At 62.8% G+C, this 23,271-nt stretch carries 24 protein-coding genes; 10 read left to right on the top strand and 14 right to left on the bottom strand.

Translation table 11 applies throughout. The annotated features are described in order from the left end of the window. Nucleotides 1–47 precede the first annotated feature (47 nt). Nucleotides 48–758: a glutathione binding-like protein gene (locus BBJ66_RS06065; RefSeq protein ID WP_071085648.1), complete on the bottom strand. Its 711-nt coding sequence runs from the start codon at nt 756–758 to the stop codon at nt 48–50. Between the two features lie 211 nt (nt 759–969). Here BBJ66_RS06065 and BBJ66_RS06060 point away from each other — a divergent pair, with 211 nt between their 5' ends. Further along, nucleotides 970–1,383: a DoxX family protein gene (locus tag BBJ66_RS06060; RefSeq protein ID WP_049735929.1), complete on the top strand. Its 414-nt coding sequence runs from the start codon at nt 970–972 to the stop codon at nt 1,381–1,383. A gap of 194 nt (nt 1,384–1,577) precedes the next feature. Here BBJ66_RS06060 and hisG read toward each other — a convergent pair whose 3' ends face one another. From hisG to hisS, 3 genes are all read right to left on the bottom strand, one after another. Beyond that, the gene (hisG, locus tag BBJ66_RS06055; protein WP_071085645.1) at nt 1,578–2,273 is read right to left on the bottom strand and encodes an ATP phosphoribosyltransferase; all 696 of its coding nucleotides are present in this window, start codon (nt 2,271–2,273) and stop codon (nt 1,578–1,580) included. Next, complete coding sequence (locus tag BBJ66_RS06050; RefSeq protein WP_071085643.1) at nt 2,270–3,391, bottom strand: ATP phosphoribosyltransferase regulatory subunit; 1,122 nt, start codon at nt 3,389–3,391, stop codon at nt 2,270–2,272. The genes hisG and BBJ66_RS06050 overlap by 4 nt, the downstream gene beginning before the upstream one ends. A gap of 177 nt (nt 3,392–3,568) precedes the next feature. Next, entirely contained in the window at nt 3,569–5,089 is a 1,521-nt protein-coding gene (hisS, locus tag BBJ66_RS06045) for a histidine--tRNA ligase (protein ID WP_071085642.1), read from the bottom strand. A 135-nt stretch (nt 5,090–5,224) separates the two neighbouring features. Between hisS and BBJ66_RS06040 the strand changes: the two genes are divergently transcribed. From BBJ66_RS06040 to copM, 3 genes are all read left to right on the top strand, one after another. Then, nucleotides 5,225–5,980, top strand: a complete 756-nt coding sequence (locus BBJ66_RS06040; protein ID WP_071085640.1) for a hypothetical protein — start codon at nt 5,225–5,227, stop codon at nt 5,978–5,980. 80 nt (nt 5,981–6,060) lie between these two features. Next, nucleotides 6,061–6,429, top strand: coding sequence for a hypothetical protein (locus BBJ66_RS06035; protein ID WP_071085638.1), 369 nt, complete (start codon nt 6,061–6,063; stop codon nt 6,427–6,429). Between the two features lie 76 nt (nt 6,430–6,505). Further along, complete coding sequence (gene copM, locus BBJ66_RS06030; protein ID WP_071085636.1) at nt 6,506–6,862, top strand: CopM family metallochaperone; 357 nt, start codon at nt 6,506–6,508, stop codon at nt 6,860–6,862. Nucleotides 6,863–7,048: 186 nt separating this feature from the next. On the opposite strand, the gene BBJ66_RS06025 is transcribed toward copM, so the two are convergent. Then, nucleotides 7,049–8,098, bottom strand: coding sequence for an aldo/keto reductase (locus tag BBJ66_RS06025; protein ID WP_071085635.1), 1,050 nt, complete (start codon nt 8,096–8,098; stop codon nt 7,049–7,051). Nucleotides 8,099–8,439: 341 nt separating this feature from the next. Here BBJ66_RS06025 and BBJ66_RS06020 point away from each other — a divergent pair, with 341 nt between their 5' ends. Further along, on the top strand, nt 8,440–9,144 hold the full coding sequence (locus BBJ66_RS06020; RefSeq protein ID WP_003588314.1) for an HAD family hydrolase: 705 nt from the start codon (nt 8,440–8,442) through the stop codon (nt 9,142–9,144). A 13-nt stretch (nt 9,145–9,157) separates the two neighbouring features. Here the strand turns inward: BBJ66_RS06020 and BBJ66_RS06015 are convergent, their stop codons facing one another. Further along, nucleotides 9,158–9,667: a hypothetical protein gene (locus BBJ66_RS06015; RefSeq protein WP_071085633.1), complete on the bottom strand. Its 510-nt coding sequence runs from the start codon at nt 9,665–9,667 to the stop codon at nt 9,158–9,160. Further along, nucleotides 9,664–10,293, bottom strand: coding sequence for a DNA-3-methyladenine glycosylase I (locus tag BBJ66_RS06010; protein WP_049735921.1), 630 nt, complete (start codon nt 10,291–10,293; stop codon nt 9,664–9,666). Before BBJ66_RS06010 ends, BBJ66_RS06015 begins: the two co-directional genes overlap by 4 nt. Nucleotides 10,294–10,556: 263 nt before the next feature. On the opposite strand from BBJ66_RS06010, the gene BBJ66_RS06005 reads away from it, so the two are divergent. From BBJ66_RS06005 to BBJ66_RS05995, 3 genes are all read left to right on the top strand, one after another. Beyond that, nucleotides 10,557–11,306 (top strand): L,D-transpeptidase, encoded by a 750-nt coding sequence (locus tag BBJ66_RS06005; RefSeq protein WP_049735920.1) that lies wholly within the window; start codon nt 10,557–10,559, stop codon nt 11,304–11,306. A 135-nt stretch (nt 11,307–11,441) separates the two neighbouring features. Further along, entirely contained in the window at nt 11,442–12,128 is a 687-nt protein-coding gene (locus tag BBJ66_RS06000; RefSeq protein WP_049735919.1) for a L,D-transpeptidase, read from the top strand. A 123-nt stretch (nt 12,129–12,251) separates the two neighbouring features. After that, entirely contained in the window at nt 12,252–12,926 is a 675-nt protein-coding gene (locus BBJ66_RS05995) for an outer membrane protein (RefSeq protein ID WP_049735918.1), read from the top strand. Between the two features lie 155 nt (nt 12,927–13,081). On the opposite strand, the gene BBJ66_RS05990 is transcribed toward BBJ66_RS05995, so the two are convergent. The 4 genes from BBJ66_RS05990 to BBJ66_RS05975 all read right to left on the bottom strand — a co-directional run bounded on the left by BBJ66_RS05990 (nt 13,082) and on the right by BBJ66_RS05975 (nt 17,732). Continuing rightward, nucleotides 13,082–13,522 carry a hypothetical protein gene (locus BBJ66_RS05990; RefSeq protein ID WP_049735917.1) on the bottom strand — a complete coding sequence of 147 codons (441 nt, stop codon included), beginning with the start codon at nt 13,520–13,522 and terminating at the stop codon, nt 13,082–13,084. Between the two features lie 39 nt (nt 13,523–13,561). After that, nucleotides 13,562–14,872 carry a glycolate oxidase subunit GlcF gene (glcF, locus tag BBJ66_RS05985; protein WP_071085632.1) on the bottom strand — a complete coding sequence of 437 codons (1,311 nt, stop codon included), beginning with the start codon at nt 14,870–14,872 and terminating at the stop codon, nt 13,562–13,564. A gap of 221 nt (nt 14,873–15,093) precedes the next feature. Beyond that, the gene (locus tag BBJ66_RS05980; protein WP_071085630.1) at nt 15,094–16,296 is read right to left on the bottom strand and encodes an FAD-binding protein; all 1,203 of its coding nucleotides are present in this window, start codon (nt 16,294–16,296) and stop codon (nt 15,094–15,096) included. Beyond that, on the bottom strand, nt 16,293–17,732 hold the full coding sequence (locus tag BBJ66_RS05975) for an FAD-linked oxidase C-terminal domain-containing protein (protein WP_071085627.1): 1,440 nt from the start codon (nt 17,730–17,732) through the stop codon (nt 16,293–16,295). The genes BBJ66_RS05980 and BBJ66_RS05975 overlap by 4 nt, the downstream gene beginning before the upstream one ends. 142 nt (nt 17,733–17,874) lie before the next feature. Here BBJ66_RS05975 and BBJ66_RS05970 point away from each other — a divergent pair, with 142 nt between their 5' ends. Then, complete coding sequence (locus BBJ66_RS05970; protein ID WP_049735913.1) at nt 17,875–18,771, top strand: LysR family transcriptional regulator; 897 nt, start codon at nt 17,875–17,877, stop codon at nt 18,769–18,771. Nucleotides 18,772–18,847: 76 nt separating this feature from the next. Here BBJ66_RS05970 and BBJ66_RS05965 read toward each other — a convergent pair whose 3' ends face one another. Beyond that, on the bottom strand, nt 18,848–19,699 hold the full coding sequence (locus tag BBJ66_RS05965; RefSeq protein ID WP_071085625.1) for a LysR family transcriptional regulator: 852 nt from the start codon (nt 19,697–19,699) through the stop codon (nt 18,848–18,850). 138 nt (nt 19,700–19,837) lie between these two features. Here BBJ66_RS05965 and BBJ66_RS05960 point away from each other — a divergent pair, with 138 nt between their 5' ends. Continuing rightward, nucleotides 19,838–20,851: a zinc-dependent alcohol dehydrogenase family protein gene (locus BBJ66_RS05960; protein WP_071085623.1), complete on the top strand. Its 1,014-nt coding sequence runs from the start codon at nt 19,838–19,840 to the stop codon at nt 20,849–20,851. A 109-nt stretch (nt 20,852–20,960) separates the two neighbouring features. Here the strand turns inward: BBJ66_RS05960 and BBJ66_RS05955 are convergent, their stop codons facing one another. Then, on the bottom strand, nt 20,961–22,118 hold the full coding sequence (locus BBJ66_RS05955) for an adenosylhomocysteinase (RefSeq protein WP_071085621.1): 1,158 nt from the start codon (nt 22,116–22,118) through the stop codon (nt 20,961–20,963). A gap of 65 nt (nt 22,119–22,183) precedes the next feature. Next, entirely contained in the window at nt 22,184–23,095 is a 912-nt protein-coding gene (locus BBJ66_RS05950) for a LysR substrate-binding domain-containing protein (RefSeq protein WP_190238028.1), read from the bottom strand. Nucleotides 23,096–23,271 lie beyond the last annotated feature (176 nt).

The following is a 23,271-nucleotide window of genomic DNA, read 5'->3' as shown; positions in this document are numbered from 1 at the left end:
GCAAAAGGCCGTCCCCGAAGACGGCCTTTGTATTTTCCGGCGGTCCGTTACTCCGGCTTGACCGGAATGTTCAGCCCCTTCTCGCTGGCCGGGCGGGCGATGCAGCGCTGCAGCCAGTCCATGACGGCGGGGAATTTTGCATAGTCGAGAACCTCGCGGCCGCCATAGAAGATGTCGGCGCCGCGAACCCAGGTGAAGGTGGTGATGTCGGCGATCGTATATTGATCACCCATGATCCACTGCCGGCCCTTCAGCCGGCCTTCGAGCACGCCGAGCAGCCGTTTGGACTCGTCGCGGTAGCGTTCCACCGGATAAGAATTGTTGGCGACCTTGTCGGCGGCGAATTTGTAGAAATGTCCGAACTGGCCGAACATCGGGCCGATGCCGGCCATCTGGAAAAACACCCACTGGATGCATTCGTAGCGGCCGGCGGCGTCCTCGGGGATGAGCCTGCCGGTCTTTTCCGCGAGATAAAGCAGGATGGCGCCGGATTCGAACAGGCCGATCGGCTTCCCGCCCGGGCCGTTCGGATCGATGATCGCCGGAATGCGGCCGTTCGGGTTGAGGGATTCGAATGCCGGCGACTTCTGCTCGTTGACGGCGAAGGAAATGTAATGCGGCTCATAGGCGAGCCCGAGTTCCTCAAGCGCGACCGATACCTTCACCCCGTTCGGGGTCTGCAGGGAATAGAGCTGGATGATGTCGGAATTTCTAGCCGGCCAGCGCGCCGTGATCGGAAATGCGGACAGATCTGCCATCGGATTCTCCTTATTGGGCGCCGACCATAAGAGACCGGACGCGCCAAAGGCAAGCGGCGGTCGGCAGCGCATCGTTCCATATTATTGAACAAACTGTCCGCATCTGTTTATCTTTCCATAACGCCGGAAAAGAGCGACATAGGAGGCATCCGAGGTCCACACGGTGCCGGGGCACCAAGATCTCCAGAGCCATTCAACGGAGACAGCATCCATGTCGAACGCCATTATCCTGATTGCCCGTATTCTTCTGTCTTTCATGTTCATCCTTTCCGGCTTCATGAAGCTCACCGATCCTGCCGGTACTGCGGGCATGATCGCCGGTGCCGGCCTGCCGGCAGCAACCCTGTTGGCCTATGTCGCAGGCCTTTTCGAACTGCTGGCCGGCCTTGCGGTTCTCACCGGCTTCCAGGTCCGTATCGCCGGCTGGCTGCTCGCCGCCTTCTGTGTCTTCACGGGCGTTGCCTTCCATCTGCCCTACGCAAGTGGCACGGAACTCGTGAATATTCTCAACCAGATCATGGTCATGAAGAACATCACGCTTGCCGGCGCGTATGTATTGCTCGCCACCGTCGGTGCCGGTGCCTATTCGATTGACGCCCGCCGCGGCGCCTATGCGGCTGCCTGATCCAGCAGACCTCCTCCCAGACATGGAGAACCCGCCGTCATTGAATTGACGGCGGGTTCTCTTATGCATTGATGGCTAGAGCATGATGCCGAAAAGTGTGCGCGGTTTTCGGCCGACATCATGCTCTAACTCTTTAATTTAGAACAGGATTCAGATTTTCGGCCAAACGGGCCTAAAATCATCCTGTTCTAGGATCAGAGAGCCGCGCGCACCGCTTCGATAATTGCCTGCACGACGGGTTCGTCGGCATGGCTTTCCTTGCGGGCGCGCACCAGGCAGGCCTGCGAATGCAGGATGACACCGTCCTGGAGCACCTTCAGGCGGTTGGCGCGCAGCGTCGAGCCGGTGGAGGTGATATCGACGATGATATCGGCCGAGCCGGAGGCAGGCGCGCCCTCGGTGGCGCCGAGGCTCTCGACGATGCGATAGAGCTGGATGCCGTGCTGGCTCGAAAAGAACTGCTGGGTCAGCCGCCAGTATTTGGTGGCGATGGCCAGGCGCCTGGAATGACGGGCGCGGAAATCGGCGGCGACATCGCCGAGATCGGCCATGGTCTCAACATCCAGCCAGATCTCCGGCACGGCGACGACGACATCGGCATGGCCGAAGCCGAGGCGGGCACAGAATTCGACGCGCTTGTCGACTTCGGCAAAACCCTCCCGCATCAGATCCTCACCGGTAACGCCGAAATCGACGGTGCCGTTGCCGAGCTCGCGGGAAATTTCGGAGGCCGAGAGGAAGGCGACCTCGACATCGTCCCAGCCTTCGACGCGGCCGCGATAGGAGCGGTCGTTGCCGACGGCCGTGATCGGCATGCCGGCACGCTCGAAGATCGCCGAGGCGTCGTCCTTCATCCGGCCCTTGGAGGGAAGCGCGATGGTGATGGTCATGCGGCTGCCCTTTCGGTTTCGATGCGGTCGAGCCAGAAGGAGAAGCCGACGGCCGGAATGCGGTCCGTCGCGCCGAGGAAGGTCAAGAGCTTATCGTAGCGGCCGCCGCCGGCCAGAACCGCCGTCGAACCCTCAACCGTCACCTCGAAGACGAGGCCGGTATAATAATCGAGCGGCCGTCCGAAGGCGGCGCGATAATCCAGGCAGGACAGATCGACGCCGGCATCGGCAAGGGCGCCGACGCGACCGTTGAAACGGGAGAGTGCATTGCCGAGCTTCAGGCCGGCAGCATCGGCAAAACCGGCGAGCGCCGCCGACGCATTGACGAGCGGCACGTCGAGCGACAGGAACTCTTCCAGCACATGGAAGGCCGCATCGTCGAGACGCGTCTCGGACAGGATGAGCTTTTCCTTGAGCCGCCGGGCAATCTCCAGCGGCGAACGGCTGGCATTGGTCGAATAACCCGTTGCCTGCATTTCCTGCTCGATATGGGCGATCAGCGCCTGTTCGTCGCCCGATGCGATAAGCCTGGCGATATCGTCGTCGAGACCGGTGACGAATTGCGGGCTGACGAGGCCGGCCAGCAGCGCTTCCAGCTGCGTCATGTTGCCGAAGGCGTGGATCAGGCGCTTCTGCCAGCCGAGCGGCAGGCCGAGCGCCTGGACGACGGCTTCGAACACCGCCTGGTCGCCAAGCGTCACCGACAGGCGACGGCCCGGCAGCAGGCGGGCGAGAATGCCGGTGGCGTCGCCGATGGCGCGGGCATCGGCGCTCGGTATGTTGATATCGCCGAGATCTTCGATGCCGGCCTGGTAGAATTCATTGGCACCGTCGCGGCGCTGGCGGAAGACCTCGCCGAGATAGGCGTAACGCTTCGGCGTGCCGGTCGCCGTCTCGATGTGGCGCAGACAGACAGGGATGGTGAATTCGGGACGCAGGCAAAGGCTGGCGCCGGTTTCGCTCTCGGTCATGAAGATGCGCCGGCGCAGATCCTCGCCGGCGATGTCGAGGAACGGCTCGGCCGGCTGAATGACAGGCGTATCGATGCGCTCGACGTTGCGGGCGTCAAATTCGGCCAGCAGGTCGGCGGAGAATTCGGGGAGGTTGATCAGGGGCATTGCATCCCTCCTGAGAAAATTCCCCTCCCCAACCCCTCCCCACAGGGGGGAGGGACTAACCCGCTGCGACCGTCGAAACACATCAATAACATCGTCGGTGAAGCGAACGTTGAGTTGGGCAGAGCGGCGCCGCTTGAAGCCCCTCCCCCTTGTGGGGAGGGGTTGGGGAGGGGTCTATCACGCATCGCCTGCCCTCTTCCGATCCTCCGCCTGCGCCGCAAGGATCTCCCTCACTTTGGCGACGAGGTCGGCTTCCGGCACCGTTTCCTGTGCCACACGCGCTTCGCGCCAGCTGGCATTGTCCTCGATCTCGCCGGAAAGCCGCTTGCCCTCGATCAGATCCTTGATCTGCACGACGCCGGTTGCGCGTTCGTCGCCGCCCTGGATGATGGCGACGGGGCAGCCGCGGCGGTCGGCATATTTCAGCTGGTTGCCGAACTTCTTCCAGTTGCCCTGGAACATTTCGGCGCGGATGCCGGCGGCGCGCAACTGCTGCGTCATCTTCTGATAGCGGCCCATCGCCTCGACATCGCCATCCATGACGGTGACCAGCACCGGCTCGATCACTTCGCTGGCGCCGAGCTTGCCGAGGTTCTTCAGCGCCGTCATCAGCCTGGAGACGCCGATGGAAAAGCCGGTTGCCGGAACCGGCTGCCCCATGAAGCGGGAGACCAGGCCATCATAACGGCCGCCACCGCCGACCGAACCGAAGACGACCTTTTCACCCTTTTCGTTGGTGACGTCGAAGCCGAGTTCGGCCTCGTAGACCGGGCCGGTATAATATTCGAGGCCGCGCACGACCGAGGGATCGATCTTGATGCGGTCGGACTGATAGCCGGCGCTCTTGACCAGCGCGCCGATGAAGTTCAGTTCCTCGACGCCTTCAGCGCCCTTCGAGGTTCCGGCAACGAGTTCGGCCAGGCGCTCTGCACTTTCGGCATAGTTCTTGATGCCGACGAAGAATAGCACCTTGTCGATCTGCGCCTGGTCGAGGCCGGCGCCCTTGGTGAAGTCGCCGGACTCATCCTTGCGGCCGGCACCGAGCAGCAGGGCCACGCCCTCAGGCCCGAACTTGTCGAGCTTGTCGATGGCGCGCAGCACGCTGAGCCGCTGGCCTGCCTTGTCGTCGCCGCCGAGACCGATCGCCTCGAGCACGCCGTCGAGGACCTTGCGGTTGTTGACGCGGATGACGTAGTCGCCGCGCTTGATGCCGAGGGCTTCGAGTGCATCGGCCATCATCATGCACATTTCGGCATCGGCTTGGACACCCGGCGCGCCGACCGTATCGGCGTCGAACTGCATGAACTGGCGGAAGCGGCCGGGGCCCGGCTTCTCGTTGCGGAAGACGTAACCGGCGCGATAGGTGCGGTAGGGCAGCTGGATCTCGTTGAAATTCTCGGCGACATGGCGGGCGAGCGGCGCCGTCAGGTCGTAACGCAGCGACATCCACTGCTCGTCGTCGTCCTGCAGCGAGAAGACGCCCTCGTTCGGCCGGTCGCTGTCGGGCAGGAATTTGCCCAGCGCATCGGTATATTCGAACAGCGGCGTTTCGTGCGGATCGAAACCATAATGCTCGTAGACTTCCCGGATCTTTGCCGTCATCTCGTTGACGGCGCGGATATCGCCGGCCGTCCGGTCGACGAAGCCGCGCGGCAGGCGGGCCTTGAGCTTTTGCGGTTTCTTCTGCTTGTCGTTCATTTCCGGGAATTCCGCTGACTGTGACAGTGGCGGTTTCCTAACCGATCGGGCGGGGAGCGGCAAGGGCGAAGGGTCTTGAAGCCGCAGGCAGAATCGATTGAAGCAGAGGCGTCCATCAGAAATGCGGAAATACTCATGATCACCGAGGCGCTTCTCTATGCGGCGACTTTGCCATTTACCGGCAAGCCCTATCGAAAGTTCATCCGCTATTCCGTCAATCTCTGGTCGCGGGCCGGGCGTTGTGCCGCCGATTGGGCCGAACATGAAGAAATGAGCAGGAATGCGATCCGCGCGGCGGCGGCCGGTCTCCGGCAGAAGCGGACCGCGGTCGTGCTCGGTTCCGGCCTGCTGCGCGACGTGCCGATCGAAGAGTTGGCGCGCAATTTCGACACCGTCGTGCTGGTCGATCTCGTCCATCTCGCCTCGCTGCGTCTGTGGCTGACGGCCAAGGGCTATCGCAATGTCAGGCTGATCGAGCGCGATCTCTCCGGCTATGACGATCTCGCCGCCGGCAGAGCGCCCGAACCGCTCGGCTTCCTGCGCACCGTGCCCTATCTCGATTTCGTGGTTTCGGCCAACCTCCTGTCGCAGATCGGCCGCGGCGTGAAACGGCGCTACGAGGCCGAGGCCGGCGGCATGCCTGAAGACACGGTGGAAAGGCTGATTGCGGCGCATCTGGCCGGGCTTGCGGGGCTTGCCTGCCGCCATTGCCTGGTCACCGACATTGCCTATGCCGTCATCGACCGCAACGGCCGCACGCATGAGGAGGCCGACCTGCTGCACGGCGTCCCGCCGCCGCCGTCAAAAGCAGCCTGGACATGGCCGGTGGCGCCACTCGGCGAGGAGAGCCGGGACTACCGGATCGAGCACAAGGTGATTGCCGCCTGGTGAGAGGCAATGACGATGCGGTCACCGAATGTTCACCGCCAGCCGGATTGGCTTCCGGCCGGCATTCCCCTATATGAAGGACCATGCGCACGCTCGCCCTCGTCACGATGGTTCTCAGCTGGCTGGTCTACAGCGCCATGTCCGCTTGGGCGGGCTGTCCGACCTGCGCGTCGATGAACGCGCCTAGTGCCGCCGAGGCGGGCGGCATGCACCATCAAATGGCCGGCATGGCAATGCCCGATGCGAGCGGCAAGGCCGCTCCCATGAAGGATCCCTGCGCCACCAGCAACGCGGCGCATATGCCGCTTTGTGCCGCCTGCCTGCTGCTGCCGCCGGCGATGTTGGTCGCAGACAATGCAAAGCCTGTTTTCGCCTATCCTGCGCCGGCGCTTGCCCGTGCCCTGGATGATAACCGCCCGGCCCCGCAGGCGCCCCCTCCCCGATTGTCCTGACATCGCATCCCTCCATACGGAATGGGCGGCCTCGGCTGCCTGGAAGACCTATTGTCAGACAGAGGAAGGACCTCTCATGTCTTTGAAAATCATCACGCTTACCGCAATGCTCACCGCCGCCGCGCCGTCTTTTGCCGAAGACATGTCCATGGACATGAGCAAGCCGATGGGCAGCCACGATGCATCCAGCCAGGCCTTCAGCGAGGCGAACGACAAGATGCACAAGGATATGATGATCGAATATAGCGGCAATGCCGACGCGGATTTCGTCCGCGGCATGATCCCGCACCATCAGGGCGCGATCGACATGGCGAAGATCGAGCTTCAATACGGCAAGGATGCCGAAATCCGCAAACTCGCCGAAGGGGTGATCAAGGCGCAGGAGGCCGAGATCGCCGAGATGAACGCCTGGCTGAAGGCCCACGGCAAGTAACAAGCCGTCCTTGATTGCCGATAAAGTCGTCCACTCCTCTTTCGTCCTGCTCGGGCTTGTCCCGAGCATCTGCAACGAGTGCAGCAGATCCTCGGCACAAGGCCGAGGACGACGCCGAGTAAAGAGCGAGGTTTGCAAGAAATGTGAACGCCGGAATATCCGGCGTTCCGCAAGTTCACGGCGCTTTCAATCCTTCGGCTCGAAATCGACCGGCCGGCGGCCGGCTGCCTGCCGCGACAGCATCCAGCCCGGATATTCGGGGGCAAGGGCGCTGACCTCGTCGAGCTTCGACATATCGTCACCATCGAGCTTCAACTTCACGGCCGCAAGGTTCTGGTCGAGCTGATCGACATGCTTGGCGCCGATGATAACAGTGGTGACGAAAGGCTTGGCAAGGATATAGGCGAGCGCCACGGTGGCGACGCTGACGCCGTGCTTTTCGGCAACCTCGCGCATGACTGCGACGCAGGCCCAGGCCTTGTCCTTGTCGACCGGCGGAAAGTCGAAACTGGCGCGGCGGCCCTCGCCGTTACCGGGCGCGCCGGGACCGTATTTGCCCGACAAGAGACCGCCGGCGAGTGGCGACCAGACCATCAGCCCGAGCTTTTCCTCCTGCATCATCGGCACGATGTCGCGTTCGAGATCGCGGCCGGCGATGGAATAATAGGCCTGCACGGTTTCGAAGCGGGCAAAGCCGCGGCGCTCGGAGAGACCGAGCGCCTTGGAAATGCGCCAGGCCTGCCAGTTGGAGACGCCGATATAGCGCACCAGGCCGCGGGAGACGAGATCGTCAAGAGCGCGCAGCGTCTCCTCGATCGGCGTCACCGTATCGGTCGCGTGGATCTGATAGAGGTCGATATGATCGGTCTGCAGGCGCTTCAGGCTCGCCTCGACGGAATCCATGATATGGCCGCGCGAGGCGCCGCGGTCGTTCGGCTTGTCCCCCATGACGCCATAGACCTTGGTGGCGATGACAACGTCCTTGCGGGGGACGTCGAGGTTCTTCAGCGCCTGGCCGAGCAGCCTTTCGGACTCGCCGGCGGAGTAGACGTCGGCCGTATCGATGAAGTTGACGCCTGAGGCGAGCGAGCGCTCGACGATCCGGTCGGCGGCATTCTGGTCGACATCGGCGATGGCGCCCCACATGGTGCCCTGTTTGGCTTCGCCGAAGGTCATCGTGCCCAGGCAGATTTCCGAGACGAAAAGTCCCGTATTTCCGAGTTGATTGTAACGCATGGTCGAAAAAATCCTTTGTGTCTGCCGCAAGAGGGGCTTGCGAACTGAAGAACTTCATTTCTTGATTATTGGCCTGCGTGTGACAGGCACAGCCGTGGCTGGCTGCAAGGTGAGGCAAACTCGATGTAGTGCGGCGGCAGCGCTTTTCAACGTCGCGCCCTTGTCTCGACACAGCCCTTGTCTCGACACAGGCGAGCGATAGATTGCCGGCGATATTTCAAGAACAGGATGATTTTCGGCCGGGTCGGTCTAAAATCTGAATCCTGTTCTCAATTATAGAGTTAGAGCATGATGGCCGAAAACCGCCCAAACTGTTCGGCATCATGCTCAAAGGTACGCATATGACGACGCGACCCCTGACCACGATCGGCTTCGATGCCGACGACACGCTCTGGCAGAACGAACAATATTACCGGCTGACGGAAGCCCATTTCACCGGGCTTCTTGCCGATTTCGCCGAAGGGCCGAAGATTTCCGAGCGGCTGCTGGAGGCCGAAAAACGCAACCTTCGCCATTACGGCTTCGGCATCAAGGGTTTCACGCTGTCGATGATCGAGACGGCGATCGAAATCACTGAAGGCAAGGTGCCGGCCGGCGTGATCGCCAAGATCCTCGATACCGGCCGCGACCTCCTTTCCCATCCCGTCGAAACCATGCCGCATGTGCGCGACACGCTGGAAGCGCTTTCCGGCAAATATCTGCTTGTAATGATCACCAAGGGCGATCTCTTCGACCAGGAGCGCAAGCTTGCCCAGTCCGGGCTCGGCGACTTCTTCGATGCCGTCGAGATCGTCTCCGACAAGACGGCCGTCACCTATCGCCGCATCTTCGCCAAGGTCGGCGACGGGCCGGAACGGGCGATGATGGTCGGCAATTCGCTGAAATCGGACATCGTGCCGGCGATCGCCGCCGGCAGCTACGGCGTCTTCGTGCCGCACGAACTCACCTGGGTGCTGGAACATGTGGACGAACCGACGGAGGCGCCGCGTTTCCGCAAGATCGGCCATCTCGGCGAATTGCGCGACCTGATCGACCGGCTGGCATAGCCGGACGCTCCCCCTATTGCTGTTTGGCAGGCGCCTTCGGAAAGAGCGACGGGCGCTCCGGCTCGGCCGGCGGCTGCGGCTGCTTCGGGGCAGCGGCCAAAGGCTCGATCAGGATGCTGAAGGGAGCGCCGAGGCCGCGGCGGGGCGAGACCTTGGAATAATAAGGACGCAGCAGCCAGGTGGTGTTTTCCTTGACCGTCGTCTCGAAGCTCAAGCCGTCCTCGTCGGTGCCGAAGAAGGCCTCGTCATCGGGTTTCGACAGGTCGAAGATCGCCAGGAAGGCAAATTTGCTCTTGGTGGCAAAGTCGATCTTCACATGCTGGCCGGCGCGCACCGGCAGCGTGTAGACATGGCTGTTGCCGAATTTCGTCCAGCCCTTGAGCTGCATGGTGACGGCCGGGAATTGCAGCTTCTCCAGCTTCTCGCCCGGATCGAGCTGCGGCGTCTGCGCCAGAGCGGGGACCATCAGGAGGAAAAGGGCAGCGGCTGCGATCAATGTTCTCACGGATGCATCTTCTTTCATGGTCGGACCAGCACGGCGCGCATCGCCTCGACCTCGGGCCGGCAGAAACAGCCCTCCAGATGATCATTGACGAGACCCATCGCCTGCATGAAAGCATAAACTGTGGTCGGGCCGACAAAGGTCCAGCCGCGTTTCTTCAGATCCTTGGAAATGATGACCGAGGTCGGCGTCGTCGGATTGGCGACGATATGCTCGCGGTCGACCACTCCAGGCCGCTCGTTATGACCGGGTTCGTAGCGCCAGAAATAATGGGCGAGCGAGCCGAATTCGTCCCTCAGCGCAATGGCGCGCCTGGCATTGTTGATGGTCGAGACGATCTTGCCGCGATGGCGGATGATACCGGCATCGGCAAGGCAGCGGGTGACATCCTCGTCGCCGAAAAGTGCAACCTTTTCGAAGTCGAAGCCTGAGAAGGCGGCGCGGAAATTCTCGCGCTTGCGCAGGATGGTCAGCCAGGAAAGACCGGACTGGAAACCTTCAAGGCAGATCTTCTCGAAGAGGCGGATGTCGTTGGTGACGGGGCGGCCCCATTCCTCGTCATGATAGCGAAGATAATCGGGCAGATTGGCGTGCCAGTGGCAGCGGCTCCTGCCGTCCTCGCCGATGATGATGCCTGTCTCGCTCATGTCCGCTTCATTCCCGGGTCCGTCTGTTTGCCGGTCCGCCTGGTTTTCCGGTCATGATTCCGGCTTTACCATTTGCAAACCGTCTTTCCAAACCGAACGGTAACCCTGACGAAAAGTTTATCCCACAGGTCGAGTTTTCATGAATCGATCTTTACCATTCGCTGGCGGATTGGGTGGCAGCGTCTTTCCCGGGCGTGAACATCTCCGCCCGGGCGGAACGTCTCCGCCAGCGCATTTTCGGCCATTTGTAGAGAGTCCGTCCGATGATGAAACAGCTTGTTCTTGCCGCAGCCGTCTTCGGCATTTTCTCCACGGCCGCCCTTGCAGACGACCGCTACGCCACGCGCCCGCCCGTCGTGCTCAGCCCCGATCTGACCGCGCCCTGGATCAACCAGCTCGGCGGCGGTGCGGTTCGTCCCGTCGTCTATCAGCGGCCGGTCGTCCGGCAGCCGCAGCGCGGGCTTTTCCAGCGCCGCGTGCTGCGTCAGGCGCCGCAAGTCGCACCGCAGACCGTCTCGGCGATCAACCCGGGCATACCGTCGATCCGTCATCCGATCGAGCCGCAATTCCTGCCGCAGATGGTCGATTACGACACCCAGGAAAAACCCGGCACGATCGTCATCGATACCAACAACCGCTTCCTCTATCTGGTGATGGACGGCGGCAAGGCGCGCCGTTACGGCGTCGGCGTCGGCAAGCCCGGCTTCGAATGGGCCGGCGCCCACAAGATCACCCGCAAGCAGGAATGGCCGGACTGGACACCGCCTTCCGAAATGATCAGCCGTGAAGCCGCCAAGGGCCACTACCTGCCGGCGCGGATGGATGGCGGCGCGGAAAACCCGCTCGGCGCCCGCGCCATGTATCTCGGCTCGACGCTCTACCGCATCCACGGCACCAACGCGCCCTGGTCGATCGGCAGCGCCGTCTCCTCCGGTTGCATCCGGTTGCGCAACGAGGATGTCGTCGATCTCTATGACCGCGTCAGCGTCGGAACCCGCGTCGTCGTCATGTAACGGCACATACGATATCTTGGAAGCCGCAAGAACAGGCGGCTTCCTTTCCCGAAAATGCTTTATCCGGCCGGGCCGATCTTGAATCGGGCAGAAGTTCATGTAGCTTCAGGCGGATTTGCTTGAGGGGAATCGATCATGATCAAATTGATGCCAGGTCTGGCCGCGGCCGGACTTGTCCTGTCCTTGATGTCTACATCCGCCTTTGCCGCGCCTGCCGGCTCCGACAATACGCAGCGCCCGGCGCAAGTCGTGCGTGTGGCGCAGATGCCGAAATATGTGAAGCCGCAGTTCAAGCGCAAGAAAGTGCGGCTGGTGACGACGGAAGCGGCCGGCACCGTGATCATCGATACCAACAACAAATATCTCTACCTCGTCGAAGGCAGCAACCGGGCCACCCGCTATGGCATCGGCGTCGGCCGCGACGGCTTCGGCTGGTCGGGTATCGTCAAGATCGGCCGCAAGGCCGAATGGCCGAGCTGGACGCCGCCGGCCGAGATGCGCCGCCGCGAAGCCGCCAAGGGCCACATCATTCCCGCTTTCCAGGAAGGCGGCGAGGACAATCCGCTCGGTGCGCGGGCCATGTATCTCTACCAGGGCGGCCGCGACACCATCTTCCGCATCCACGGCACCAACCAGCCCTGGACGATCGGCCTCAACATGTCTTCCGGCTGCATCCGGATGATGAACCAGGACGTGACGCATCTTTACGATCGCGCCCCCGTCGGCACCAAGGTAATCGTCATCGGCCCCGGCAACAGGCAGGGCAAGGTGGCGTTCGAGGACAGGGGCATCGACGTGCTGCGGACCATGTTCGGCGGCTGAGCAACACTTGCTAAAAAACGAAAGGCGCCTCTCGACGGCGCCTTTAATTCCCTTGGACTTTGCGGCGGAAAGCTGGCAGATGTGCCTAGGAGTCGACATATTTGCAATATTCGGGGCTATTCAATGACATATGCGCTGCGTTCCTCCGCCTCCCTGCTTGCGGGCATCGCGTTTTTCACCATCTGTTCGGCAGCCTCCGCCTCGGCGGAAGACCTGCAATTCTCCATCTACGGCGGCTATCAGACGGCACCGCACAGCGGCGTCGATCTCTCCGACGGCACGCATTTCACCGCCGGCTGGGAAGGCAAATCCTTCGGCGCCCCGCCTTACTACGGCGGCCGCGTCACCTGGTGGCTGGAGAATTTCAACAAGCCGAACTGGGGTATCTCGCTCGATTATACCCATGACAAGGTTTATGCGGACGACGATACACTCGCCAAGACCGGCTGGTCGCATTTCGAATTCACCGACGGCCTGAACCTGCTGACGGTGAACGGCCTCTATCGCTTCCAGGATCCGAGCCGCCGCTGGACGCCGTATCTCGGCGCCGGTGTCGGCGTGAACATTCCGCATGTCGAAGTGATTCGCCCCGAAGGCAAGACCTGGGCTTATGAATTCGGCGGCGTGACGCTGCAGGCCCAGGCCGGCGTCGACTTCAAGGTGACCGACCGCTGGTCGACCTTCGTCGAATACAAGGGCACCTATTCGCGCGTCGACGTTCCGATCGACAGCGGCGTGGACCTGAAGACCAACATCTTCACCAACGCCGTCAATGTCGGCGTGTCGTTCCACTGGTAATTGAATCGTTAGAGCGGTCCAGTTTTCAGGACCGCTCTATTTTGCCGTGGCGCAGTTCCTGAGGGAACGCCGCTTCGCATTTTTCCTGAAATTGTCTATTTTTCTGTGACGCAATTCCGGACGGAAAACCGCTTCGCACTTTTCCTGAAATTGCTCTATTTGGTGCCGCAGCTGACCTTGCCCTCGACGGCAAAGGGCTTTTCACCGCCTGCGATCGTCAGGGAATAGGTGCCGCTGAAATTTGCCGCCGGCTTGCCGCGTTCGCCGGCAACCACGACCAGATCCAGCGTTGCTCCGCCGGTGTCGTCTTCGCCGCCATCAAAGACCTCCAGCAGCAGATCGCCATCGCGCGACCAATGGTTGGTCAGATGCTGCGATTCGAAAACACGCTTGCCGAACACGGTCGCCTGGGCCGGATCCTTGATAACAAGCGCGCCGCGGAAATGGTTGAGCTTGTGGCCGGCATCGCTTTCGAAGCCGCTTTCAAGCGTGAAGCGCGCTTCCTTGTCATCGGCAGAACAGAAGAAACGGCTGTCGGCATGGGCGGCGCCCGCCGCACCGAGCAGTCCCGCAAATACGATCATTCCCCGCCACATCGTCTAAACTCCCGAGACCGGCCCGACAGGCCTTTCACGTCAGCCTAACGGCAAATCTCTTAATTTTTCCGGCACAGCGCCGCCATAAGCCCAATCGAGCAGCTCGACCGTATGCAGGATCGGCATGCCGGTGCCGGTGGCGATCTGGGTGATGCAGCCGATATTGCCGGTGGCGATGATATCGGCCTTGGTGGCTTCGATGTTTTTGACCTTGCGTGCCTTCAGCGCCGCCGAAATCTCCGGCTGCATGATGTTATAAGTGCCGGCCGAGCCGCAGCAGATATGGCCTTCGGCGGGATCGCGCACGGTAAAGCCCGCCGCTTTCAGCAATTGCTTCGGCGTCAGCGTGATGCGCTGGCCGTGCTGCATGGAACAGGCGGAGTGATAGGCGACCGTGATGCTCTTCGGCATGTGCGCCGGCAGGTCGAGGGTTGCGAGATATTCGGTGATGTCTTTCGCGAGCGCCGAAACTCTCGCCGCCTTGGCCGCATAGGCGGGATCGAGGCGCAGCATATGGCCGTAATCCTTGATCGTGGTGCCGCAGCCCGAGGCGGTGATGATGATCGCGTCGAGCCCCTGCCCGTCGATTTCGCGGGTCCACAGATCGACATTGGTCCGCGCACTGGCGAGCGCCTGTTCGACGCGGCCCATGTGATGGACGAGCGACCCGCAGCAGACCTCGCCCTCCGGCAGCACGACCTCGACGCCGAGCCGGGTCAGCAGCCGGATCGCCGCCGCATTGATGCCGGGATCGAGCACCGGCTGAGCGCAGCCGGAAAGCATCGCCACCCGGCCGCGTCGTTCCGTCTCGGGTTTGTAGCTGCCGGGTTTTGCCAAGGCCGACGCTGCGGGCACGCGGCGCGGCGCAAGCGCCAGCATGGCGGCAAAGGGTTTCAGCGCGCTCCCTCGCATCAGGCCGGCAAAGGGTCGGCCGAGGCGGGCGAGATTGAGCGCCAGGCGGAAGCGGCCGGGATAGGGCAGCACCGCAGCAAGAATGGCGCGCGTCAGCCGGTTGATCAACGGGCGCTTGTAGGTCTTTTCAATATGGGCGCGGGCGTGATCGACCAGATGCATGTAATCGACGCCGGAGGGACAGGTGGTGACGCAGGCCAGGCAGGAGAGACAACGGTCGATATGGGTGACGACCTCGGCATCGGCCGGCCGGCCGTTTTCCAGCATGTCCTTGATCAGGTAGATGCGGCCGCGCGGACTGTCGAGCTCATTGCCGAGCGTCACATAGGTGGGACAGGTGGCGGTGCAGAAACCGCAATGGACGCATTTGCGCAGAATCTTCTCGGATTCGGCGACATCCGGGTCGAGGAGCTGGGTGGGGGTGAAGTTGGTTTGCATTTACGCGGCCTCCAGCGCGCCCTTCGCCCCGGCGGGGAGAAGGTGCCCGAAGGGCGGATGAGGGGGCCGCACCCGGGACAGAAGCGAGAAGACAACAGACTGCATGCCGTGTGGCCCCCTCATCCGACCCTTCGGGCCACCTTCTCCCCGCCGGGGCGAAGGGGGCGCTGGAGGCACCCTCGTGCAATCCATCGAGCGTGGGCAGTCGGCAACAAGCATCTTCACCACCCCATCTTCCCCGGATTGAAAATCCCGGCCGGATCGAACTTCTCCTTCACCCGCCGCGACAGCATCGCCACCGCCTCGGGCTCCGAATGAAAGGCCGCGGTTTCCGCCCTCGCCTGCCCCGACGCGCGGATCAGCGTCGCGTGGCCGCCGCCGAGCGCCTTGATGTAGCGGCGCACCAGCTCGCCCTCGGGGCCGGCCTCCATACGCATCCAGACGAGACCGCCCTGCCAATCATAGAAGGCGTCGACACCGGCTTCGAGGCGGAGCGCCGCGACCAGCTGGTGGCCGGTGCCGGGGGCGACCGAGACACGCCAGACCGGCCGCGCCGGGCCGTCGGCATAGGGCAGCACCTCGCGGATTTCCCGCCAGAGCCTGCGGCTTTCCGGTTCATCCAGCCGTGTCACCGCTGCGAAGGCCGACATTACAGCCGCAAGCTTTTCGATGCGCACATCGACCGAACCGGCGAGGCCTTCGATGCGCAGAACCGTCGCCTCGCCTTCCGGCAGCTTGCCGGCAAGGAATTTCCAGGTCACCGTCAGCGGTAGATGCGCGGCACCCGAGACTTCGACCGGCAGCGCCATCGCCGCCGCCATGGCGTTTGCTGCCTCTGCGTCGTTGAGGCCTGACAGAAGCAGCGTTCGCTCCGTTTTCGGACGGGGCGGCACGCGGAAAGTGACTTCCGTCAGAAAACCGAGTGTTCCGTACGAGCCGGCGATCAGCTTGACGAGGTCGAGGCCGGTGACGTTCTTCATCACCCGGCCGCCGGCCTTGATGATCTCGCCCCTGCCGTTGACGAAGCGCACGCCGAGCAGGCTGTCGCGGGCAGCACCCGCAATGAGCCGGCGCGGCCCGGAGACATTGGCGGCAAACACGCCGCCGATGGTCGGCTCGCCGGATGTGCCCATGACAGGGCGATGATCCATCGGCTCGAAGGCGAGCATCTGGCCGCTATCGTAAAGCGCCGCCTCGACCTCGGCGAGCGGCGTTCCCGATCGCACCGTCATGACCATTTCACCGGGATTATAGGCGACGATGCCGGCAAGCCCGGTCGAGCGTAGCCGCTCCTCGGCGGCGACAGCATTGCCGAAGCCCGAGCGGCTATCGCCGCCACAGACGGCCAGCGGCCGGCCCCTGTCGGCATGGGCGCGGACGATCGCCGCCGCCTCTTCCTCGCTCGTCGGCATCAGATCGATCATGAGGCGGGGCGCCCTTCGAGCGGGAAGACCTTAGACGGATTGAGAAGCCAGTCGGGATCGAAGGCGGCGCGCGCCGCCATCTGCTGGGCAAGGTCGGCCTCGGAATATTGATGCCGCATCAGGTCGCGCTTCTCGATGCCGACGCCATGTTCGCCGGTGAGGCAGCCGCCGGCGTCGACGCAGAGTTTGAGGATATCGTTGCCGGCCGCCTCGGCGCGGGCGGCATCCTCAGGATCGTTGGCGTTGAACAGGATCAGCGGGTGCATGTTGCCGTCGCCGGCATGGAAGACATTGGCGACCCGCAGGCCGTAATGATCGATGATCTCCGCGGTCTTCTTCAGCACATGGGACAGCTGGCTGAGCGGCACGGTGCCGTCCATGCAGATATAGTCGGCGATGCGGCCGGTGGCGCCGAAGGCGGATTTGCGGCCCTTCCAGATCAGCGCCGCTTCGGTCGCCGACTGGCATTCGCGCACCGTCTTGACGCCGTGCCGGCGGGCGATCTCGACGATGTCCTTCAAGGTCGCGTCCATTTCCGCTTCCGAGCCTTCGACCTCGACGATCAACAGCGCGCCGACATCAAGGGGATAACCGGCATGGGCAAAGGCTTCGCAGATCTCGATCGCCGGCTTGTCCATGAATTCGATCGCGACGGGAATGATGCCGGCGGCGATGACATCGGCGACACAGGCGCCGGCTTCTTCCGAAGCTTCGAAGCCGAAGAGCACCGGGCGCGCTCCTTCCGGCTTGGCGATCAGCCGCACGGTCGCCTCGGTGACGATGCCGAGCTGGCCTTCATGGCCGCAGACGAGGCCGAGCAGGTCATAACCGGCCGCATCCAGCGCCTTGCCGCCGAGTTCGATCACCGTGCCGTCGACCAGCACCATCCTGATGCCGAGCAGATTGTTGGTGGTGACGCCATATTTCAGGCAATGGGCGCCGCCGGAATTCATGCCGATATTGCCGCCGATGGTGCAGGCGAGCTGCGAGCTCGGATCCGGTGCGTAGAAAAATCCATCCGCCGAAACGGACTCGGAGATATTGAGATTGGTGACGCCGGCCTGAACGACGGCAGCGCGATTGGGCAGATCGATTTCGAGGATGCGGTTCATCTTCGACAGGCCGAGCACGACGGCATCCTCCTGCGGAATGGCGCCGCCGGAAAGCGAGGTGCCGGCGCCGCGCGGCACGACAGGAATGCCGTAGCGGTGGCAATAACGCATGATGGCCGAGACCTCGGCCGTCGTACGCGGCAGGGCAACGGCGAGCGGCAGGCGGCGGTAGGACACGAAAGCATCGGTCTCGAAGGGAACCAGCTCGCGCGGCTCATGCACCAGGCATTCCGGCGGCAGAAGATCTGTGAGATCGGCGACGATCTGGTCGCGGCGGGCCAGGACGTCGGCGCGGGGTTTGAGAAACGGAATGGCGTCGGACATGGCGCTCTCAGGTCTCTGACATCGTGACGACGGGAAATGACGGCCGCAAACCTCCTGCCGCCGATAAATCGGCTTAGCACTTTCCCGAAAGGGGCGCAAATGCTAAGCACTTATGCCAAAAGGGGAAATAATCGAAAACCGCATGACCAATCTGGGCGATCTCGAAATCTTTGCCAAGGTCGTTTCGACGGGCAGCATGTCGCTTGCCGGGCGGGCGCTCGGCTTCTCCCCAGCCGTCGTCTCCAAGCGGATCAAGCGGCTGGAGGACCGGCTCGGCACCCGGCTGTTGCAGCGCACGACACGGCAGATCTCGCTGACGGAAGCCGGACAGGGCTTCTACGACCGCGTTCTCGGCATTCTCGCCGGGCTGGAAGAGGCAGAATTCTATATTTCCGGCCGCTCGGCGCAGATGCACGGCACGCTGAAGATCTCTGCGCCGACCTCCTTCGGGCGCATGCACATCGCGCCGCATCTGAAGGCGTTCATGCAGGCGCATCCGGAACTGGCGATCAATCTGGTGCTGACCGACGAATTCAGCGACATCGTCGGCGGCGGCTTCGATCTGGCGATCCGCATCGCCGAACTCACCGATTCGAGCCTCGTCGCCCGCCGGCTGGCGCCGGTGCGCCGGCTGCTCTGCGCCTCGCCGGATTATCTCGCAGCCCACGGCAAGCCGAGGCACATCGACGAACTGAAACACCATCGCTGCCTGCCGGCGCATAATGGCGATACCTGGCGGCTGAACGGGCCGGACGGGATGCTCAGCCTGCGGCCGGAAGGCATGCTGATCAGCAATTCCAGCGAGGTGATCCGCGAGGCGGTCATCTCAGGCCTCGGGATCGCACTGCGCTCCACCTGGGATATCGGCGAAGAGCTGAAGGCCGGCCGGCTGGTGCAGGTGCTGCCGGCCTATGAGGGCTCGCACAATGTCGCACTTTCGGCCGTCTATCCCAGCCGGCAGTTCCTGCCGGCCAAGGTGCGGCTGTTCATCGACTATCTCGCCGAGCTTTATGGGCCAGTGCCCTATTGGGAGCGCTGACGGCACATCTAACCAAATGACGCGATGTCGCCTCAAAAAGCCGCTCACATGTTTCGGATCATGCTCCCCCGTCGGTTCAGTGCGCCAATCTCTCGATGACGAGATCCAGCAGGGCGCGCAGCCGCGCCAGGCGCTTCATGTCGCGGTGATAGCCGACCCAGGTGTCGCGGCCGGGCGGTGCCTCCCCAAGATCGACCAGTTCAATAGCAGCAAGGGAATCGCCGAGAGGCCGCGGCAGGACGGCGAACCCCGCTCCATTGGCACAGAGCGCCGCCTGCACATCGCGGCTGTTGCTGCGCATGACGATTTCGGCCCGCGGCAAGAGGCGCTGCAGCCAACCGACATCCGGCATGTCGCCGAAAGCCTCGTCCATGGTGACGAGGCGGGCGCCCGCTCCGTCAAATGCCCTCGGGTGCGGCGCGCCGCGCTGGCTGTAAAGGCCGTATTTGATATGGATAAGCTTGCGCGATATGATCTCCGCCTCTGTAAAAGGCTGAATACGAAATACGAGGTCGGCTTCTCGTCGCGGCAGGCTGAGAAGTCGGCTGTCGGTCAATAATTCGACTACCACTTTGGGATGGAGTTGCGAGAATTCCGTCAGCACCGGCGAAAGCACATGCGCGCCGAACCAGTCGGACGAGGACAGCCTGAGAAAACCACCGAGCTGGCGGCTGCCGCCGGCAAGGATGCGCTGCATAGCAAACGTCTCCTCCTCGATGCGTTCGGTACCGGCGAGCACGGCCGCGCCTTCCTCGGTCAGCACGAAGCCCTCGGTCGTGCGCTGAAATAACGTCTGCCCAACGGACGCTTCCAGGGCACGCAACCGCCGGCCCATCGTCGGCTGGGTCAAACCGAGGCTGCGGGCTGCGGCCCCCAGCGTTCCGAACCGCGCGATCGCCAAAAAAATCTTCAGGTCACTCCATTCCATCGCTCGTATCCGTCAAACAAAAATGCATGGGCTTCAGTCTTTCTCTTTTATTTTCATTCGCGTTTCAATGAGCGATCTTTTCTCCCAGAAAAGCCCGTTGCGACCGTAGACGCCGCGCAGCAAACGAAGGAGAGTTGCATGTCGAGACAATCAACGATGAAAGTGATGCTGGCGGAATCGCCGAATTCGCCATTGCGGATCGCCGATGTTGCGAAGCCGGTGCCGGGTGAAGGCCAGGTCCTGGTGCGTATCTTGGCGAGCGGTGTCAATCCGCTCGACCTGAAGATCAGGGCCGGCAATGCGGCCCATGCACGCCACCCCCTTCCGACCGTGCTTGGCATCGATATGGCCGGCAATGTCGAAGAGATCGGACCTGGCGTCGGTGGTTTCCGTCGCGGCGAAGCGGTCTACGGCATGACCGGCGGCGTCGGCGGGGTTCAGGGATCGCTTGCCGAATTCGCAGCCGTCGACACCGCACTGTTGGCTCCAAAGCCGCAGAACCTTTCGATGCGCGAGGCGGCAGCATTGCCGCTGATCGCCATTACTGCCTGGGAAGGGCTCGTCGACCGCGCCGCGGTGAGTGCCGATCACAAGGTGCTCGTGCTGGGCGGCGGCGGTGTCGGCCATATCGTCGCGCAGATCGCCAAGGCCGTCGGGGCGGAGGTCTATGTCGTCGATGGCGCTTCGAAAGTGGACTATCTCGCCGGTCTTGGTGCAACGCCGATCGATCGTGCCGCAGAAACGGTGGAAACCTATGTCGCTAGATATACCGGTGGCAAGGGTTTCGATCTGGTCTACGACACGGTCGGTGGCCAGGGGCTCGATACGGCGTTCCAGGCCGTCAGCCGGTTCGGCCATGTCGTAAGCTGCCTTGGCTGGGGAAATCACGCTCTGGCGCCGCTCTCCTTTAAGGCGGCGACCTATTCCGGGGTTTTCACGCTGCTGCCGCTTCTGACCGGCGAAGGACGCCCCCATCACGGCGAGATTATGCGGGAAATGACGAAACTGGTGGAAGCCGGCAAGGTGATGCCGAGGCTCGACCCGCACCGCTTCACACTTAACGATACCGACGAGGCACATCGGCTGATCGAAAACCGGCAGGCGGACGGGAAAGTCGTCGTCGAGATCGATCGATCTCAGGGTGCCGAATGACTGGAACAGGATGATTGAGGCCAGGGTCGGCCTTAAATCTAATCCTTTGCCAAATCAGAGAACTGCGCGTGGCGTCGTCCGAAAACACTCACATTTTTCGGCATCATCCTCAGCGCGCCAGAGCAAGATAAGCATTGGCCACCATCGCGTCGATATCGCCGGGCACAGGCACGACGCAGGATTCGGGGCCGGCCTCGCCCCTGGCGATGCGTTCCAGGCAGCGGGCCTGCAGGGTGAAGCCGAGATCCATCGATTCGACCGTGTTGCCGAGCGGGCGCGGGCCGGCGAGATTGGCCATGTGACCGCCGCCGAGCACATGGAAAGAGCGGCCGTCGCTGAGATGGAAGGTCTCGATATGATCGGCCTCGTAGCGATCGATGCCGATGACATCGGGATGGCGGCGAAAGGCCTCGACATCGATCTCATGCGGGAAATGGCCGCCATTCATCAGGATCGCGCCGTCCTTGACGAGCGGCAGGTCGGCTGCTGTGACGATAGCGGCAAAGCCCGTGACGGTGACGATTATATCGGCCGAGCGGATCGCCGCTTCGCGCAGCGGCGTGACGAAACCATCGAGATGAGCTTCGAGGGTGGCCACCGCATCGATATCGACCACACTGACGGTGGAAAAAGCGTTGCGGAAACAGGCGGCCGTGCCCTTGCCACAGGCGCCGTAGCCGAAGACCGTCACGCGTTTGCCATTGGTCGAGCGGTTGGTGAAGCGCAAATAGCTTTCGAACAGGCTCTGTCCCACGGCATGCCTGTTTTCGGCGAACTGCTTGATCGGGCTGTCGTTGATGACGAGGATCGGCATGGCGAGGCGCTGGCGCAGCGGCAGCAGACGTGTCCGGCCCGAGGTGGTCTCCTCGGTGCCGCCGCGCAGAGCGGCATAGGGGTTTTCCGCCGCGATGGCGAAGAGATCGCCGCCATTGTCGAGCAGCAGATCCGGCCTTTCGGCGATCACCGCTTCGAGGCTGCCATGATGGGTGGCGGCATCGGTGGTCTGCGTGGCGAAGACCATAATGCCCTGCGATTGCAGGAACTCGACCGTCGACGGCTGGGTGCTGTTGAGATTGCCGGTGCAGACGAGACGCGCGCCGCCGGCGCGAAGCGCCATCAGCAGCGCCACCGTCTTCGGCTCCAGATGAATGCCGGTGCCGATCGACAGGCCCTCGAAGGGCCGCGTCCGCTCGAATTCGGCCGCCGTCGCCTTCAGCAGCCGGCAGCTGCTGCCGATCCAGTCGATGCGCGTCGCGGTCTTTTCCATCATCTCATCCCTGCTGCCGATCTCTCGACATTTCTAGCGAAGCCACAGGGCGGCGAATATGGAGGTTATTCTGACGACGGAGCAGAAAATCTGCCCTTTCCGCTCGGCTTCCCGGATTGGTGCAGCCAGCCGGACAAAGCGGCAAAACCCGGACGTTTGGCATCCGGCGTGCGGCAGCAGAGGCTGTAGCCGGACGGACGCGCGATGAAGCCATAGGGCGCGACCAGCTGCCCGCGCTGAAGATCGTCCTCGATCGAGGCGCGCGGCGCAACGGCGATGCCGAGTCCGGAGCGGGCGGCAGCGAGGGCCAGCAGCAGATCCTCGAATTCCTGACGGCGGGAAAAGGCGACCGGCGGCGTGCCGCTTTCGGCAAACCATTCGTCCCAGAGCTTGGGAACGCTGCGGCTGGCGAGCATGGTCAGCCGGCCCATCGCCGCCGGCTCTTCCGACAGCATTGCGGCAAGCGCCGGTGTGGCGACCGGGCCGAACTCGTCTTCCATGAAGCGCACCGCGGTCACGCCGGCGGCCGGCCGATATTCGCCGCCCATGATCACCGCGTCCAGTTCCGGGTGCATCTGCAGCGGTTCGACCACGCTCATCGGCACGATATCGATCGCCATATCGCCGAGGTTCGCCTGCATGGCGGCAACGCGCGGCATCAGCCACCAGACCGCAAAAGCCGAGGGCACGCCGAGCCGGATGCGGCCCGGCACGACGCCTTCGAGCTCACAAGCGGCGCGCTGCAGAATGTCGAAAGCCGCACCGCAAGCCTCGGCGAAAGCGCTCGCCTCTGCGGTCGGGACCAGCCTGCGTCCGTCGCGCAGAAAGAGCTTGCGGCCGAAGTGGCCTTCCAGCGTGGCGATCTGCTGGCGCACGGCGCCGCGCACGACGTTCAGCTCTTCCGCAGCCTTCAGAATGCTGCCATGACGGCAGACCGCCTCGAAGGCGCGGACGGCATTGAGCGGCGGAAGACGCATGATGACCACGATCACAAATGATAGTGGATCACTTGATCTTGCCATTGAAGGAAAGGCAAGACCACGCCATATTGTACAGCTGTGCAATGTGACGCATTCGAGACAGGACATGACGGATTTCTGAGCCTGCCCCAGCTCGATTTCCCTTAAGGAACGGCGATCCAGTCGCGTTTCGG

This window comes from Rhizobium sp. RSm-3, from assembly GCF_001854685.1.
Classification (GTDB): domain Bacteria; phylum Pseudomonadota; class Alphaproteobacteria; order Rhizobiales; family Rhizobiaceae; genus Rhizobium; species Rhizobium ecuadorense.
The sequence above is the reverse complement of the archived record's forward strand: the minus strand, read 5'-3'. Positions and strand labels throughout refer to the sequence as shown.

What these genes read in the sequence shown, in the direction of transcription:
- BBJ66_RS06065 (WP_071085648.1), bottom strand. Translation starts at nt 758, where the DNA reads ATGGCAGATCTGTCCGCATTTCCGATCACGGCGCGCTGGCCGGCTAGA.
- BBJ66_RS06060 (WP_049735929.1), top strand. Translation starts at nt 970, where the DNA reads ATGTCGAACGCCATTATCCTGATTGCCCGTATTCTTCTGTCTTTCATG.
- hisG (WP_071085645.1), bottom strand. Translation starts at nt 2,273, where the DNA reads ATGACCATCACCATCGCGCTTCCCTCCAAGGGCCGGATGAAGGACGAC.
- BBJ66_RS06050 (WP_071085643.1), bottom strand. Translation starts at nt 3,391, where the DNA reads ATGCCCCTGATCAACCTCCCCGAATTCTCCGCCGACCTGCTGGCCGAA.
- hisS (WP_071085642.1), bottom strand. Translation starts at nt 5,089, where the DNA reads ATGAACGACAAGCAGAAGAAACCGCAAAAGCTCAAGGCCCGCCTGCCG.
- BBJ66_RS06040 (WP_071085640.1), top strand. Translation starts at nt 5,225, where the DNA reads ATGATCACCGAGGCGCTTCTCTATGCGGCGACTTTGCCATTTACCGGC.
- BBJ66_RS06035 (WP_071085638.1), top strand. Translation starts at nt 6,061, where the DNA reads ATGCGCACGCTCGCCCTCGTCACGATGGTTCTCAGCTGGCTGGTCTAC.
- copM (WP_071085636.1), top strand. Translation starts at nt 6,506, where the DNA reads ATGTCTTTGAAAATCATCACGCTTACCGCAATGCTCACCGCCGCCGCG.
- BBJ66_RS06025 (WP_071085635.1), bottom strand. Translation starts at nt 8,098, where the DNA reads ATGCGTTACAATCAACTCGGAAATACGGGACTTTTCGTCTCGGAAATC.
- BBJ66_RS06020 (WP_003588314.1), top strand. Translation starts at nt 8,440, where the DNA reads ATGACGACGCGACCCCTGACCACGATCGGCTTCGATGCCGACGACACG.
- BBJ66_RS06015 (WP_071085633.1), bottom strand. Translation starts at nt 9,667, where the DNA reads ATGAAAGAAGATGCATCCGTGAGAACATTGATCGCAGCCGCTGCCCTT.
- BBJ66_RS06010 (WP_049735921.1), bottom strand. Translation starts at nt 10,293, where the DNA reads ATGAGCGAGACAGGCATCATCATCGGCGAGGACGGCAGGAGCCGCTGC.
- BBJ66_RS06005 (WP_049735920.1), top strand. Translation starts at nt 10,557, where the DNA reads ATGATGAAACAGCTTGTTCTTGCCGCAGCCGTCTTCGGCATTTTCTCC.
- BBJ66_RS06000 (WP_049735919.1), top strand. Translation starts at nt 11,442, where the DNA reads ATGATCAAATTGATGCCAGGTCTGGCCGCGGCCGGACTTGTCCTGTCC.
- BBJ66_RS05995 (WP_049735918.1), top strand. Translation starts at nt 12,252, where the DNA reads ATGACATATGCGCTGCGTTCCTCCGCCTCCCTGCTTGCGGGCATCGCG.
- BBJ66_RS05990 (WP_049735917.1), bottom strand. Translation starts at nt 13,522, where the DNA reads ATGTGGCGGGGAATGATCGTATTTGCGGGACTGCTCGGTGCGGCGGGC.
- glcF (WP_071085632.1), bottom strand. Translation starts at nt 14,872, where the DNA reads ATGCAAACCAACTTCACCCCCACCCAGCTCCTCGACCCGGATGTCGCC.
- BBJ66_RS05980 (WP_071085630.1), bottom strand. Translation starts at nt 16,296, where the DNA reads ATGATCGATCTGATGCCGACGAGCGAGGAAGAGGCGGCGGCGATCGTC.
- BBJ66_RS05975 (WP_071085627.1), bottom strand. Translation starts at nt 17,732, where the DNA reads ATGTCCGACGCCATTCCGTTTCTCAAACCCCGCGCCGACGTCCTGGCC.
- BBJ66_RS05970 (WP_049735913.1), top strand. Translation starts at nt 17,875, where the DNA reads ATGACCAATCTGGGCGATCTCGAAATCTTTGCCAAGGTCGTTTCGACG.
- BBJ66_RS05965 (WP_071085625.1), bottom strand. Translation starts at nt 19,699, where the DNA reads ATGGAATGGAGTGACCTGAAGATTTTTTTGGCGATCGCGCGGTTCGGA.
- BBJ66_RS05960 (WP_071085623.1), top strand. Translation starts at nt 19,838, where the DNA reads ATGTCGAGACAATCAACGATGAAAGTGATGCTGGCGGAATCGCCGAAT.
- BBJ66_RS05955 (WP_071085621.1), bottom strand. Translation starts at nt 22,118, where the DNA reads ATGGAAAAGACCGCGACGCGCATCGACTGGATCGGCAGCAGCTGCCGG.
- BBJ66_RS05950 (WP_190238028.1), bottom strand. Translation starts at nt 23,095, where the DNA reads ATGCGTCTTCCGCCGCTCAATGCCGTCCGCGCCTTCGAGGCGGTCTGC.